The organism is Streptomyces sp. NPDC101219, assembly GCF_044767675.1.
GTDB lineage: Bacteria > Actinomycetota > Actinomycetes > Streptomycetales > Streptomycetaceae > Streptomyces.
In genome coordinates, this window is sequence record NZ_JBIWOK010000011.1 from 236,739 (window position 1) to 250,221 (window position 13,483).

General features: G+C 74.3%; 14 protein-coding genes. 12 read left to right on the forward strand and 2 right to left on the reverse strand.

Translation table 11 applies throughout. The annotated features are described in order from the left end of the window. The first annotated feature begins 38 nt into the window (after positions 1-38). Together ACIRPP_RS22820 and ACIRPP_RS22825 are read left to right on the forward strand one after the other, a co-directional pair. The gene (locus ACIRPP_RS22820; RefSeq protein WP_192232119.1) at positions 39-710 is read left to right on the forward strand and encodes a response regulator transcription factor; all 672 of its coding nucleotides are present in this window, start codon (positions 39-41) and stop codon (positions 708-710) included. 88 nt (positions 711-798) lie between these two features. After that, the gene (locus tag ACIRPP_RS22825; protein WP_403645800.1) at positions 799-1,431 is read left to right on the forward strand and encodes an ATP-binding protein; all 633 of its coding nucleotides are present in this window, start codon (positions 799-801) and stop codon (positions 1,429-1,431) included. Positions 1,432-1,459: 28 nt separating this feature from the next. Here ACIRPP_RS22825 and ACIRPP_RS22830 read toward each other — a convergent pair whose 3' ends face one another. Next, positions 1,460-2,566 carry a DUF5937 family protein gene (locus tag ACIRPP_RS22830; protein ID WP_403645802.1) on the reverse strand — a complete coding sequence of 369 codons (1,107 nt, stop codon included), beginning with the start codon at positions 2,564-2,566 and terminating at the stop codon, positions 1,460-1,462. Between the two features lie 139 nt (positions 2,567-2,705). Next, positions 2,706-3,917: a threonine aldolase family protein gene (locus tag ACIRPP_RS22835; RefSeq protein ID WP_403645805.1), complete on the reverse strand. Its 1,212-nt coding sequence runs from the start codon at positions 3,915-3,917 to the stop codon at positions 2,706-2,708. A gap of 182 nt (positions 3,918-4,099) precedes the next feature. On the opposite strand from ACIRPP_RS22835, the gene ACIRPP_RS22840 reads away from it, so the two are divergent. The 10 genes from ACIRPP_RS22840 (at position 4,100) to ACIRPP_RS22885 (ending at position 13,459) form a co-directional block, all read left to right on the forward strand. Then, positions 4,100-5,071 (forward strand): Rossmann-like and DUF2520 domain-containing protein, encoded by a 972-nt coding sequence (locus ACIRPP_RS22840; RefSeq protein WP_403645808.1) that lies wholly within the window; start codon positions 4,100-4,102, stop codon positions 5,069-5,071. 286 nt (positions 5,072-5,357) lie between these two features. After that, on the forward strand, positions 5,358-6,356 hold the full coding sequence (panC, locus tag ACIRPP_RS22845; protein ID WP_403645811.1) for a pantoate--beta-alanine ligase: 999 nt from the start codon (positions 5,358-5,360) through the stop codon (positions 6,354-6,356). Continuing rightward, positions 6,353-8,119: an L-aspartate oxidase gene (locus tag ACIRPP_RS22850; RefSeq protein WP_403645814.1), complete on the forward strand. Its 1,767-nt coding sequence runs from the start codon at positions 6,353-6,355 to the stop codon at positions 8,117-8,119. The genes panC and ACIRPP_RS22850 overlap by 4 nt, the downstream gene beginning before the upstream one ends. A gap of 5 nt (positions 8,120-8,124) precedes the next feature. After that, the gene (gene nadC / locus ACIRPP_RS22855; RefSeq protein WP_403645817.1) at positions 8,125-9,096 is read left to right on the forward strand and encodes a carboxylating nicotinate-nucleotide diphosphorylase; all 972 of its coding nucleotides are present in this window, start codon (positions 8,125-8,127) and stop codon (positions 9,094-9,096) included. Between the two features lie 5 nt (positions 9,097-9,101). Continuing rightward, positions 9,102-9,899 (forward strand): type III pantothenate kinase, encoded by a 798-nt coding sequence (locus tag ACIRPP_RS22860; RefSeq protein ID WP_403645820.1) that lies wholly within the window; start codon positions 9,102-9,104, stop codon positions 9,897-9,899. An 815-nt stretch (positions 9,900-10,714) separates the two neighbouring features. After that, positions 10,715-11,353, forward strand: a complete 639-nt coding sequence (locus ACIRPP_RS22865) for a hypothetical protein (RefSeq protein ID WP_403645926.1) — start codon at positions 10,715-10,717, stop codon at positions 11,351-11,353. A gap of 73 nt (positions 11,354-11,426) precedes the next feature. Further along, positions 11,427-11,606, forward strand: coding sequence for a hypothetical protein (locus ACIRPP_RS22870; protein WP_164338291.1), 180 nt, complete (start codon positions 11,427-11,429; stop codon positions 11,604-11,606). Positions 11,607-11,825: 219 nt separating this feature from the next. Continuing rightward, positions 11,826-12,296, forward strand: a complete 471-nt coding sequence (locus tag ACIRPP_RS22875; protein ID WP_403645929.1) for a BlaI/MecI/CopY family transcriptional regulator — start codon at positions 11,826-11,828, stop codon at positions 12,294-12,296. A gap of 9 nt (positions 12,297-12,305) precedes the next feature. After that, a complete protein-coding gene (locus ACIRPP_RS22880) occupies positions 12,306-12,854 on the forward strand; it encodes an amino-acid N-acetyltransferase (protein ID WP_403645823.1) in 549 nt (182 codons plus the stop codon). A gap of 269 nt (positions 12,855-13,123) precedes the next feature. Next, a complete protein-coding gene (locus ACIRPP_RS22885) occupies positions 13,124-13,459 on the forward strand; it encodes an Lsr2 family protein (RefSeq protein WP_164338294.1) in 336 nt (111 codons plus the stop codon). The last annotated feature ends 24 nt before the right edge of the window (positions 13,460-13,483 follow it).

The window sequence follows — 13,483 nt, forward strand, 5'->3', positions numbered from 1 at the left end:
CAACCAGCTCCGAACCACGGACGACGGAAGAGGGACCGATGACGATCCGCGTGATGCTCGTCGACGACCAGGTGCTGCTGCGCACCGGGTTCCGGATGGTGCTCGCCGCCCAGCCGGACATGGAGGTCGTGGCGGAGGCGGGCGACGGCGTGGAGGCGCTGGAGGCGCTGCGGTCCACCGCCGTGGACGTGGTGCTGATGGACGTCCGCATGCCCAAGCTGGACGGGGTGGAGACGACCCGGCGGATCTGCATGGACGCCGACCCGCCGAAGGTGCTGATCCTGACCACCTTCGATCTCGACGAGTACGCCTTCTCCGGGCTGAAGGCCGGAGCCTCCGGCTTCATGCTCAAGGACGTCCCGCCGGGCGAACTGCTCAGCGCGATCCGCGCCGTGCACAGCGGCGACGCCGTGGTGGCCCCGTCCACCACCCGGCGGCTCCTGGACCGGTTCGCGCCGATGCTGCCCAGCGCGGGCAAGCAGCCGCAGCACAAGGCGCTGGAGCGGCTCACCGAGCGGGAGCGCGAGGTCATGGTGCTGGTCGCCCAGGGCCTGTCCAACGGGGAGATCGCGGCCCGTCTGGTGCTGTCCGAAGCGACGGTGAAGACCCACGTGGGCCGCATCCTGACCAAGCTGGGCCTGCGGGACCGGGTACAGGTCGTCGTCCTCGCCTACGAGACGGGCCTGGTGCGGGCCGGCGGCCACGGCTGACCCGCCGTGCGGGGGCGCGGGCTCCGGATCCGCCGGAGTGCCCCTGTCCGCCCCTCCCGGCCCGTGGTGCGCCGGTAGGGTGCCGCGCATGCTCCTGTGGATCAACGGCCCCTTCGGGGGCGGCAAGACACAGACCGCACACGAGTTACGGCGCCGCCTGCCCGGCAGCGTCGTCTGCGACCCGGAACACGCCGGCTTCGGCCTGAACCGGATGCTGCCGCCCGGCCTGCGCGGCGACTTCCAGGACTTCCCCGCGTGGCGCCGGGGCGTCGTCGAGGCGCTCGACCTCGTCCTCACGCGGCACGACGGCGTGGTCATCGCCCCCATGACCGTCACTGACTCCGGGTACTTCGCCGAGACCGTCGGCCGGCTGTGCGAACTGGGTCACGACGTACGCCACTTCACGTTGATGGCCGAACGCGCGACCGTGCTGCGGCGGCTGCGGGAACGCGGCCCCGTGCACCGGCTGCGGCACCCGCTGGGCGGCAACGGGGGGCTGCGCCGGGAGAGTTGGGCGGTGCAGCGGCTCGACCACTGTCTGGAGCGGCTCGCCGGGCCGGAGTTCGCCGAGCACCTGTGGACCGACCGCACGACCGTCCCGCGGACCGCGGACCGCATCGCGGTCCTGGCCGGGCTGACCCTGACCCCCGATCACGACGGTCCGCTGCGCACCCGGCTGCGGCAGGCCGGCGTGGGGCTGCGGCACATCCGCTTCGACTGAACCCGCCCCGAGGGGCGCCCGCCCGGTCTCAGCGCAGCGCCGCCTCCAGGAAGTCGCTGCCGAGCCGGGCCACCACCGTCACGTCCAGCTGGTGCAGCACATACCGCCCGCGCCGGCGGGTGGTGACCAGCCCGGCCTTCTTCAGCACGCCCAGGTGCCGGGAGACCTCCGGCGCCGTCAGACCGTGCACGCGCGCCAGCTCGCCGGTCGTGTACGCGCTGCGCGCGAGATGGCGGCACAGTCGCATGCGGACGGGGTGCGACAGGGCCGTCATCCGCAGGGCCAGCTGCTCCACCGTCGGCGGGGCGGCGAGCTCGGCCGAGCCGACCGGGTACTGCAGCACCGGCTGCCAGCCGTAGCGGTGCAGGACGATCAGGTGCGGCCGGCCCAGGCTGGTCGGGATCAGCAGCAGGCCGCCGTCGGCGGTGGCGGTGCGGCCGTCACCCAGCTTGTCTACCGTGATCCGCTCGGCCGCCTCGTCCAGCGTGACCGCCGGGGACACCGCGGCCAGTGCCTCGGCGAGCCCTTTGTGGCGCAGCAGGTCCGTCTTGTGGCGGGTGTCGGCGGCGAGCTGGTGCCGCAGCCGGGCCCAGGCGGCCGCGAAGAACGCCTCGTCGCAGTCCTCCAGGAACTGCCGCAGCCAGGCCCGGATACGGGGCGGGTCGGCCAGCAGCCGCTCGGCGAACCGCACCTGCTGCGGGCCCCGCGCGGCGGCCAGTTCCAGCGCGCGGCGGCGCAGTTCCGGGTCCCCGAGCGGGCCGGGCCCGGGCGTGCTGTACGGCAGCGCACACGTGAACTCCAGGGCGGCGTCGACGAACAGCTCGTCCGAGAACTTGTCCAGCAGGTCCAGCTCCTCGGTGAGTGTGGCCCCCGGCAGCCCGTCCTCCCCGGGGAACGCCGCGCACGGCAGGAACAGGTCGGAGAACGTCGTCCGCCACAGGAAGTCCGCCTCGCACATGCGGTCCGCGAGCTGCGGGTCCAGGCGCGCGGTCACGCCCGTCACCCACCCCTGCAGGCCCGGGTGGTGGGCCGGCTCGGACAGCGCGTGCAGCGCCATGCCCAGCTCGGCCAGGGGGGAGGCCACGGCGGTGATCCTCTCCGGCCGCAGCCCGGCGATGTCGATGCGCACACTCATGGCCACATGGTGCACCGGGCCACCGACAACGCCGCCGTCGATTGACGGCGCCCGTCAATCGACGGCACCGCGCCCGGACCGGCGCCCCACCGCCCGCGCGGGCCCGGCACCGCCCAGGGGCCCCCGCCGCCCCTGCGGATCACCATCCGGCCGCCCCGGCGACCCGGGTCACGAACCCGGCCGCCGCCTCCCGCACGTCGTCCGCCGTCCACTGAAGGCCCGTCTCCTCCACGGCCACCTCGGTGACCGCCAGGCCCGGGCCCGGCGCGTTCCAGGCGTGCGCGAACAGCAGCGTCCCGGTCTCCTCGCCCTGCCGCACGGCCGCGTCGGCGGCGACGTCGGCGTCGCACGGCAGCCAGACCTGGAACTGGTGGGTGTGCGGCACCTCCGGGTGCACCCGCGCCCACGGCACCCCGGCCGCCGCGAACCCCTCGCGCAGCGCGGCGGCGACCTCACGCGCGTGGGCGACGTACGCCGGCAGCCGGGGCAGTTCCCGCTCCAGTCCGGCCAGGGCCGACAGCACGGTCGGGAACTGCTGGAACACCGAGCCGCCGTAACGGTGCCGCCACGTCTTCGCCTCGTCCACCAGCGTCCGGGGACCGGCCAGCGCGGCACCGCCGTACCCCTTGAGGGACTTGTAGAACGACACGTAGACGCTGTCCGCCAGTCCCGCGATCTCGTCCAGGGGCCGGCCGAAGTGGACGGTGGACTCCCACAGCCGCGCGCCGTCGAAGTGGACCACCGCGTCCCGCTCGCGCGCGGCGTCGATGACCTCGGTGAGCTCCTCCCACGTGGGCAGCAGGAAGCCGGCCTCCCGGAGCGGCAGCTCCAGCATCAGCGCGCCGAACGGCTCCTCCAGGTCCCGGACCTCGGCGGCCGTGATCTGCCGGGGTTCGCCGGTGACCCGCACCGGGCGGAGCCCGCTGACCTGGCTGAACGCGTTCCGCTCGTGCAGTTCGGGGTGGCTGAGCCCGTGCAGGGCGACGGCGGTGCCGCCGACGCGGCCCGCCCAGCAGCGCAGGGCGACCTGCTGGGCCATGGTGCCGGTCGGGAAGAACGCGGCGGCCTGAGTGCCGAGCAGGGCGGCCACCCGGTCCTCCAGGGCCTCCACCACGCCGCTGCCGTAGGTGTCCGACGGCTCGTCCAGGTCGTGGAACTCCGCCGCCCCGTCCAGCAGTGCCAGCCGCTCCCGCAGCGTCAGCACGTAGCCCGGACGGCTGAGTACGCGGGCCGCCTCGCGGTGCGCCGCGACGCGCCGTTCACGGAGATCCGCACGCGCGCCGGCGGGCGGCGCCGGAGCGTCCGGGTGGGGGCCGCTTGCGCTCGGGTCGTGCGTGCCGGGAACGTTCATACCCGGATCATCCCGCGCGGCCGAACGCGCGGGCACCCGCATTTCCGCACGCGCGTGTGTCACGCGGGTGCACGGAAACCCACAGCCTGTGGACAACCGAACGCCGCCGGAACCGATCGCGTTAACATGACGAGAAATCGTCCGGTACCCCGAGCGGACTGGAACGGGAAGGCCCCCGTCGCGTGAACACAACCCCACAGCCGGATCCCCGGGACCGCCCCGCGCGGCTCACCGTAGGCGTCGTCGGCGCCGGACGCGTGGGCCCCGCCCTCGCCGCGTCCCTGCAGTTGGCCGGACACCGCCCGGTGGCCGTCTCCGCCGTCTCCGACGCCTCCCGCAGGCGCGCCGGCGAGATGCTCCCGGACGTGCCGGTGGTGCCGCCCGCCGAGGTGCTCCAGCGGGCCGAACTGGTGCTGCTGACCGTGCCCGACGACGCCCTGCCCGAACTGGTCACCGGCCTCGCCGACACCGGCGCGGTACGCCCCGGGCAGCTGCTGGTGCACGCCTCCGGGCGGTACGGGGCGAAGGTGCTGGAGCCCGCCCTGCGGGCCGGCGCCCTGCCGCTGGCGCTGCACCCCGCGATGACGTTCACCGGCACCCCCGTCGACGTGCAGCGGCTCGCCGGGTGCTCCTTCGGCGTCACGGCGCCCGAGGAGCTGCGGCTGGCCGCCGAGGCCCTCGTGATCGAGATGGGCGGCGAACCGGAATGGATCGCCGAGGAGAACCGCCCGCTCTACCACGCGGCCCTCGCCCTGGGAGCCAACCACCTGGTCACGCTGGTCGCCCAGTCCCTGGAGCTGCTGCGCGCCGCCGGCGTCGGGGCCCCCGACCGGATGCTGGGCCCGCTGCTCGGCGCCGCTCTGGACAACGCCCTGCGGTCCGGCGACGCGGCCCTCACCGGCCCCGTGGCACGCGGCGACGCGGGCACCGTGGCGACGCACATCGCCGAGCTGCGCCGGCACGCCCCCGCGACCGTCGCCGGGTACCTGGCGATGGCCCGCGCGACCGCCGACCGCGCGCTCGCCGGCGGCCTGCTGAAGCCGGAGCTCGCCGAGGACCTGCTCGGCGTCCTCGCCGACGGCACCACGGCAGGCGACGGCGGCCCCGGCCCCGCCGGCCCGGACCCGTCCGGCCCCGAGGGGGGCACCCGATGACCCCGCCCGGCCCGGCCACCGCCCTCGGCCCGACAGCGACGACAGCGACAGTGACGACAGCGACAGTGACGACAGCGACAGTGACGACGGCGGTAGCGGCGACGGCGACGACGGCCACGCGGACCTCCGCGCCCGCCCGGACCGGTCGCACCGCCCACGTCACCGCCTACGTCACTGCCCACGTCACCGGTCACGCCTCCGCCGCCGGGGCGGCCCGCCCCGCGCCGCACCCGAGCGCCCACCCGCCCCGCACCGCCCGGCACGCGCCCCGGAACGGAGCCCTCCGATGACCACCACCCTGCTGCGCACCGCCGGGGAACTGCACGCACGCGCGCGCACGGGCCGCCGCGCCGTCGTGATGACCATGGGCGCCCTGCACGAGGGCCACGCCACGCTGATCCGCGCCGCGCGCAGGATCGCGGGACCCGAGGGCGAGGTCGTCGTCACCGTCTTCGTCAACCCGCTCCAGTTCGGGCAGGGCGAGGACCTCGACCGCTACCCCCGCACCCTGGACGCGGACCTGAAGCTGGCCGAGCAGTCGGGAGCCGACGTCGTGTTCGCCCCCTCGGTGGAGGAGGTCTACCCGGGCGGGGCACCCCAGGTCCGGGTCAGCGCCGGCCCCATGGGCGAACGCCTGGAGGGCGCCGCCCGCCCCGGCCACTTCGACGGCATGCTCACCGTCGTCGCCAAGCTGCTGCACCTCACCCGCCCCGACATCGCCCTCTACGGCCAGAAGGACGCCCAGCAGCTCGCCCTGATCCGCCGCATGGTGCGGGACCTGAACTTCGGCGTCGAGATCGTCGGCGTGCCCACCGTCCGCGAGGAGGACGGGCTCGCCCTGTCCAGCCGCAACCGCTACCTCTCGCCCGCGGAGCGGCGCACCGCGCTCGCCCTGTCCGCCGCCCTGTTCGCGGGCCGCGACCGGCACGCCGCCCAGGAGGCGCTGCGCGCGCGGGCCCGCGAGGTGCCGTCCAGCCGGGCGCGCGCGGAGGCACTCAGCGCGCTCGGGGAGTCCCGCGCGGCGGCCGACGCGCACGCCGTAGCCACCGCCGCCGGGGGCCCGGCCGCCATCAAGGCCGCGGCCCGGCAGGTCCTCGACGAGGCCGCCCGGCTCGATCCGCCCCTCACACTGGACTACCTGGCCCTGGTCGACCCCGCCGACTTCACCGGCATCGGGGACGACTTCACCGGCGAGGCCGTGCTCGCCGTGGCGGCCCGGGTCGGGTCCACCCGGCTGATCGACAACATCCCCCTGACCTTCGGAACGTTCGGAGCCGCCTCGTGACCAGCACAGGCATACGCCCGCCCGTCACCCACCACCACCCTCAAACGAGCGCCCGGCCCCGCCTGCACGCGCCCGCGCCCGGGTGGTCCGTCGCGGCGGACGTGGTGGTCGTCGGCTCCGGCGTCGCCGGCCTCACCGCCGCCCTGCGCTGCGAGGCGGCCGGCCTGACCACGGTCGTCGTCACCAAGGCCCGGCTCGACGACGGCTCCACCCGCTGGGCGCAGGGGGGCATCGCCGCGGCCCTCGGCGACGGCGACACCCCCGAACAGCACCTCGACGACACGCTGGTCGCCGGGGCGGGCCTGTGCGACGAGGAGGCGGTCCGCATCCTCGTCACCGAGGGCCCCGACGCGGTGCGCCGGCTGATCGCCACCGGCGCCCACTTCGACGAGTCCGCCGAGGGCGGCCTGGCCCTCACCCGTGAGGGCGGCCACCACCGCCGGCGCATCGCCCACGCGGGCGGCGACGCCACCGGCGCCGAGATCTCCCGCGCCCTGGTCGACGCGGTCCGCGCCCGCGGACTGCGCACCGTCGAGAACGCCCTGGTCCTGGACCTCCTCACGGACGCCGAAGGCCGTACCGCGGGCGTCACCCTGCACGTCATGGGCGAGGGGCAGCACGACGGTGTCGGCGCCGTCCACGCCCCCGCGGTGGTCCTCGCCACCGGCGGCATGGGCCAGGTCTTCAGCGCCACCACCAACCCTGCCGTGTCCACGGGCGACGGCGTGGCCCTCGCGCTCCGCGCGGGCGCCGAGGTCTCCGACCTGGAGTTCGTGCAGTTCCACCCCACGGTCCTGTTCCTCGGCCCGGACGCGGAGGGCCAGCAGCCACTGGTCTCCGAGGCGGTGCGCGGGGAGGGCGCCCACCTGGTGGACGCCGACGGCGTGCGCTTCATGCTGGGGCAGCACGAACTGGCCGAGCTCGCCCCGCGGGACATCGTCGCCAAGGGCATCATGCGCCGCATGCGGGAGCGGAACACCGAGCACATGTACCTCGACGCCCGGCACTTCGGCGCCGAGATGTGGGAGCGCCGCTTCCCCACGATCCTCGCGGCCTGCCGGGCCCACGGCATCGACCCGGTCACCGAGCCGGTGCCCGTCGCCCCGGCCGCCCACTACGCCTCCGGCGGCGTCCGCACCGACTCCCGGGGCCGCACCACCGTGCCCGGGCTGTACGCGTGCGGCGAGGTCGCCTGCACCGGCGTGCACGGCGCCAACCGGCTGGCCTCCAACTCCCTCCTGGAGGGCCTGGTCTACGCCGAGCGCATCGCCGCCGACATCGCCGGCCGGCGCGGCGGGCAGGAGCTGCACGCGCGGGTGCCGCGCCCGCTGCCGCAGGCCGACCGCCCCGCGCACCCCCTGCTGGCCCCGGAGACCCGCTTCGCCATCCAGCGGATCATGACCCGGGGTGCGGGCGTCCTGCGTTCCGAGTCCTCTCTCGCGCGGGCCGCCGACCAGCTCGAAGCCCTGCACACGGAGGCGCGCGACGCCCTCGACGAGAACGGCAAGACCGCCGAGCCGGGCGTCGACACCTGGGAGGCGACCAACCTCCTGTGCGTGGCCCGCGTCCTGGTCGCCGCCGCCCGCCTCCGCGAGGAGACCCGCGGCTGCCACTGGCGCGAGGACCGCCCCGAACGGGACGACACCCGGTGGCGCCGCCACGTCGTCGTGCAGCTGAACCCCGACCGCACACTGGCCGTGCACCCCACGGACGGCACAGACTTCCCCCCGACCCTCCCTCCCCAGGCACCCCAGGAGCAGTGACAGCAGTGACCACGCCCGACCTTCCCCTCGTTCCGTCCGGCGGCTGCGGCGACGGCTGCGGCTGCGGTGGTGACGAGGAGTACCTGGAGTGCGGCCTCGACCCCGCGCTCGCCCAGCTCCTGGCCGACGCCGGCCTCGACCCCGTGGAGGTCGAGGACATCGCCAACCTCGCTCTCCAGGAGGACCTCGCCCACGGCGTGGACGTGACGACGGTCGCGACCATCCCGGAGGACGCCGTCGCCACCGCCGACTTCACCGCCCGGGAGGCGGGCGTCGTCGCGGGCCTGCGGATCGCCGAGGCGGTCCTGTCGATCGTGTGCACCGAGGAGTTCGAGGTGGAGCGGCACGCCGAGGACGGCGACCGCGTCGAGCCCGGCCAGAAGCTGCTGTCCGTCACCACCCGCACCCGCGACCTGCTCACCGCGGAGCGCAGCGCGCTGAACCTGCTGTGCCGCCTCTCGGGCATCGCCACGGCCACCCGCGCGTGGGCGGACGCCCTCGACGGCACCCGGGCCAAGGTCCGCGACACCCGCAAGACCACCCCGGGCCTGCGCGCCCTGGAGAAGTTCGCGGTCCGCTGCGGCGGCGGCGTCAACCACCGCATGTCCCTCTCGGACGCGGCCCTGGTCAAGGACAACCACGTGATCGCGGCGGGCGGCGTCGCCCAGGCGTTCACCGCCGTCCGCGAGCGCTTCCCCGACGTGCCCATCGAGGTCGAGGTCGACACGCTGCACCAGCTCCGCGAGGTGCTCGACGCGGGCGCCGACCTGATCCTGCTGGACAACTTCACCCCCGGCGAGTGCGAGGAGGCGGTCGCCCTCGTCGACGGCCGCGCCGCGCTGGAGGCGTCCGGCCGGCTGACCCTGGACAACGCCAAGGCGTACGCCGCGACCGGCGTCGACTACCTGGCGGTCGGAGCCCTGACCCACTCCTCGCCGATCCTGGACATCGGCCTGGACCTGCGCGAGGCGGAGTAGCTCCCATGCTGCTGACCATCGACGTGGGCAACACCCACACCGTCCTGGGCCTCTTCGACGGCGAGGAGATCGTCGAGCACTGGCGGATCTCCACGGACGCCCGGCGCACCGCCGACGAACTCGCGGTCCTCCTCCAGGGCCTGATGGGCACGCACCCGCTGCTCGGCGAGGAACTGGGCGACGGCATCGACGGCATCGCCATCTGCGCGACCGTCCCCTCGGTCCTGCACGAGCTGCGGGAGGTCACCCGGCGCTACTACGGCGACGTCCCCGCGATCCTCGTCGAACCGGGCGTCAAGACAGGCGTGCCGATCCTCATGGACCACCCCAAGGAGGTCGGCGCGGACCGCATCATCAACGCGGTCGCCGCGGTCGACCTCTACGGCGGCCCGGCCATTGTCGTCGACTTCGGCACGGCCACCACGTTCGACGCGGTCAGCGCACGCGGCGAGTACGTCGGCGGCGTCATCGCGCCCGGCATCGAGATCTCCCTGGAGGCGCTCGGCGTGCGGGGCGCGCAGCTCCGCAAGATCGAGATGGCCCGCCCGCGCACCGTGATCGGCAAGAACACGGTGGAGGCCATGCAGTCCGGCATCGTCTACGGCTTCGCCGGCCAGGTCGACGGCGTAGCCCGCCGGATGGCCCGCGAACTCGCCGACGACCCCGAGGACGTCACCGTCATCGCCACCGGCGGACTCGCGCCGATGGTGCTGGGCGAGTCCTCGGTCATCGACGAGCACGAGCCCTGGCTGACCCTGATCGGCCTGCGTCTGGTCTACGACCGGAACATCTCCCGCCGCTGACCGCCCGGCCCGCCGCGGACGGTTGACGCCGGGCGCCCCGATCGCCCGCCGCGCCGACGGCCCGACCGGCCGCCGGGACACGGGCGCTCCACACGTGCGTGTGCCGCGCCCCGAGGGCCTGCCTCGCGGGTCCGCCCCGGCGAGTTCCGGAACCGGCGAGGCGGGCTGCACGACCGGGCTCGTGCGGGGCGTTGTACGCCGGTGGCTCGGTGGGCCCGGTGCCCCGGTGCCCCGGTGCCCCGGTGCCCCGGTGGGCCGGTGCGTCACCGGATGCGCATGGCCGTGGGCCTCTCCCGCGCGAGGCCGGGTCCGGCCCGGTCGGAGCCCGTACGGGTGAGGAGGCTGCACGACCGGGCTCCTGCGGGTGTCTGTTCGCCGGTGGCGTGGGTGGCCCGTGCGTGGCCCGAACCGGGCGTGGCCGTGGGGCGCCGCGCCACGCCCGGGTCCGGCCCGGTCGGAGCCCGCACCGGCGAGGCGGGCTGCACGACCGGGTCTGTGCGGGGGGTCCGCTCGCTGGCGGTCCGGTGCGTCACCGGACCCGCGTGGGCGTAGGACCCGCCCGTCCCACCGCAGGTCGGCCCGGCCGAAGCCCGTACCGGCGAGGCGGGCTGCGTGAACGCGCTCGCGCGGCGCAGCCGTTCGCCCGCGACCCGGTGGCGACTCGCCCACGACCCGGCCGCGTCGCTGAAGGCGCGTGGCCGCTCGCAGCGCCACCCGGGTGGGCCCGGCCGCCACACCCCATCCCCTATGCACTGTTTTGTCTGATTAGCGCGTATCGTCGCCGCATGCCCACGCCATACGGATCCCGCGGCGGCCTGGCGTTCGGTGCGGAGGAGCTGCGCGTGCTCCGCCGCGCCCTCGCCCTCGCCCTGCACCCCGCCGCCGCCTCGGCCGACGACGTCCAGGACTGCCTCCGCCTCGCCGACGCGGTCGACGAGGCGACCAGGGAGAGCGCGAGGCTGCGCGCCTTCCTGGTGGCCGACCTCGGCCGCTACCGCGCCGCCCTGCCCGGCACGACCGCCGGGTACCTCACGCTCCTGGAGGAGGCGCTGGGCGCCGGTCACCGTCCCGGCCCGGACGACCTCGCCGCCCTGCGCGCGCTGCGCGGCAATCCGGTCGCCGCCGCCCTGCTGGAGCGCTGTCAGATGCTCGCGGAGCAGGACGTCCGGGCCCGGCTCGCCGGACGGTCCACCCGCGCGGGCGCCTCCGCGCCGGCGACGGTGCCCGCCTCCCGCACCCGGCTGATGGCCCTCCCGGGCGGTCAGGCGGCCTCCGAGCGCACCGAGAAGGACCGCTCCGAGAAGTCGCCGGGGCAGAAGCCGTCCCCCCGTCCGAAGCCCGCCCCGGCCCGCGCCGCCCCGAAGCCGTCCCGCCCCATCCCCACCCCGGGCGAGGTCTTCCCCCGCCGCAAGCCGGCCCCGCCCCCGGCGGACCAGCGGCTCGCGGCCGGCTGATCCGGGCGGACCGCGAACCGCCGCGGCCGCACCCCCACCCTGTGATCCACCGCCCGCTGGCTACTCTGGAGCCATGGACTACGTCTCCGCTCTGCTGCCCCCGTTCGTCATGGCCGCCCTCTTCATCGCCGTGATCCGGGTGATCGTGAAGACCCAGGGCGGCGCCAACAAGGCCAAGGAGGACGCCGCCGTGGACGCGGCCCTCTCGCGGGTGGAGGGCGCCCGGCAGCCCTCCGGCAAGGCCGACGCCTGACCTTCCGCCCGGTCCGGGCCGCCCGGCCCGGACCCCGCCGGATGTTGTGCGGCGTACGACTGCCACCGGCCTGCGGGCCGGTGGAACCGCCCTGCGGAGTCGTACGCCCTTTTGCTCCCGTTTGCCGGTGAAGGTGCCCGTCCGGCACGCCATTGTCCGGATCTCCCACTATTGTTCTGAGCTGTGCCTCGCCCATTGGGAGAACTCGAAGACGCGGTCATGACGCGGGTGTGGAAGTGGAACCGCCCGGTGACTGTTCGGGAAGTCCTGGAAGACCTCCAGAAGGAGCGGTCCATCGCCTACACCACGGTGATGACCGTGCTGGACAATCTCCACCAGAAGGGCTGGGTGCGCCGCGAGGCGGAAGGCCGGGCCTATCGATATGAGGCCGTCTCGACCCGTGCCGCGTACGCCGCCGCGCTGATGAACGACGCCTGGTCGCAGAGCGACAACGCCGCGGCCGCTCTCGTCGCCTTCTTCGGCATGATGAGCGAGGAACAACGGCAGGCGCTCACCGATGCGGTCCGTGTCGTCCGGATCCCGGAAAGCACGGAACAGCCATCAGCCGCCGAACCTGCCCGACCCGTCGAACCCGAAGCCGCCGAACCCGCCGAACCCGGGACGGCCGGGGACGAGAACGACGAGAACGACGAGAACCCCGACTCGGCCCAGGACGGTCCCGGGCGATAGCGTCCGTTCATGTCAGCAGACAGCCCGGACGGTCCAGAAGTGAACGCGACCGCTAAAGCCATCACGGTCCGCCGTGCCCGCACCAGCGATGTGCCGGTCGTGCGCGGCCTCCTTGACGCGTACGTCCGCGGGGGCATCCTGCTCGACAAAGCAACAGTGACGCTTTACGAGGACATCCAGGAGTTCTGGGTGGCGGAACGGGACGACAACGCCGAAGTCGTCGGCTGCGGCGCCCTGCACGTGATGTGGGAGGACCTGGCCGAAGTCCGCACTCTCGCCGTGAAGCCCGGGCTGAAGGGCGCCGGGGTCGGTCACCACGTGCTGGAGAAGTTGCTGCAGACCGCCCGGTGGCTCGGTGTTCGCCGGGTTTTCTGCCTGACCTTCGAAGTCGACTTCTTCGGCAAGCACGGCTTCGTCGAGATCGGGGAGACGCCCGTCGACGCCGATGTGTACGCCGAGCTGCTGCGTTCCTATGACGAGGGCATCGCGGAGTTCCTCGGTCTCGAACGAGTGAAACCGAACACCTTGGGCAACAGCCGGATGCTTCTGCATCTGTGATCGTCGCCGATTCCCGAGCCCGTGTTCCGCGGCCCGTTCCAGGCGGCCTTCGGATCGGCCCTCCCGGCCCTCTTGGACGGGTGCCCTATGTCCGAAACGCGCATGTTTCCGGGGCATGGCCGGGCAGCCGGTCCCCGCCAGGGGTTTGTGTTTTTTCGTCAAAAGCGGTTTGCTTTCCGACGTACTGCAGTACTGCATATAACAGGGGACGGCGATACGGCGGACGCCGGCTCACCCCGGCCCTCAAGTTATCGATGAAAGGAATTACGGTGGCACAGAAGGTTCAGGTCCTTCTTGTCGACGACCTCGACGGCGGCGAGGCGGACGAGACCGTGACGTTCGCACTGGACGGCAAGACCTACGAGATCGATCTCACCACCGCCAATGCGGACAAGCTCCGCGGCCTTCTCGAGCCTTACGTGAAGGGCGGCCGGCGCACCGGTGGCCGTGCTTCCGGTGGGCGCGGAAAGTCCCGCGCGTCGTCCGCCGGCAGCCAGGACACCGCGGCCATCCGCGCCTGGGCGAAGCAGAACGGCTACGAGGTCAACGACCGCGGCCGTGTTCCCGCCTCCATCCGTGAGGCATACGAGAAGGCCAACGGCTGACCGTCGGTCGATGCACTGGTCCGC

Bases quoted from the DNA above. Each gene is read 5' to 3' on its own strand.
- ACIRPP_RS22820 (WP_192232119.1), top strand. From the start codon at position 39: ATGACGATCCGCGTGATGCTCGTCGACGACCAGGTGCTGCTGCGCACC.
- ACIRPP_RS22825 (WP_403645800.1), top strand. From the start codon at position 799: ATGCTCCTGTGGATCAACGGCCCCTTCGGGGGCGGCAAGACACAGACC.
- ACIRPP_RS22830 (WP_403645802.1), bottom strand. From the start codon at position 2,566: ATGAGTGTGCGCATCGACATCGCCGGGCTGCGGCCGGAGAGGATCACC.
- ACIRPP_RS22835 (WP_403645805.1), bottom strand. From the start codon at position 3,917: ATGAACGTTCCCGGCACGCACGACCCGAGCGCAAGCGGCCCCCACCCG.
- panC (WP_403645811.1), top strand. From the start codon at position 5,358: ATGACCACCACCCTGCTGCGCACCGCCGGGGAACTGCACGCACGCGCG.
- ACIRPP_RS22860 (WP_403645820.1), top strand. From the start codon at position 9,102: ATGCTGCTGACCATCGACGTGGGCAACACCCACACCGTCCTGGGCCTC.
- ACIRPP_RS22870 (WP_164338291.1), top strand. From the start codon at position 11,427: ATGGACTACGTCTCCGCTCTGCTGCCCCCGTTCGTCATGGCCGCCCTC.
- ACIRPP_RS22875 (WP_403645929.1), top strand. From the start codon at position 11,826: ATGACGCGGGTGTGGAAGTGGAACCGCCCGGTGACTGTTCGGGAAGTC.
- ACIRPP_RS22880 (WP_403645823.1), top strand. From the start codon at position 12,306: ATGTCAGCAGACAGCCCGGACGGTCCAGAAGTGAACGCGACCGCTAAA.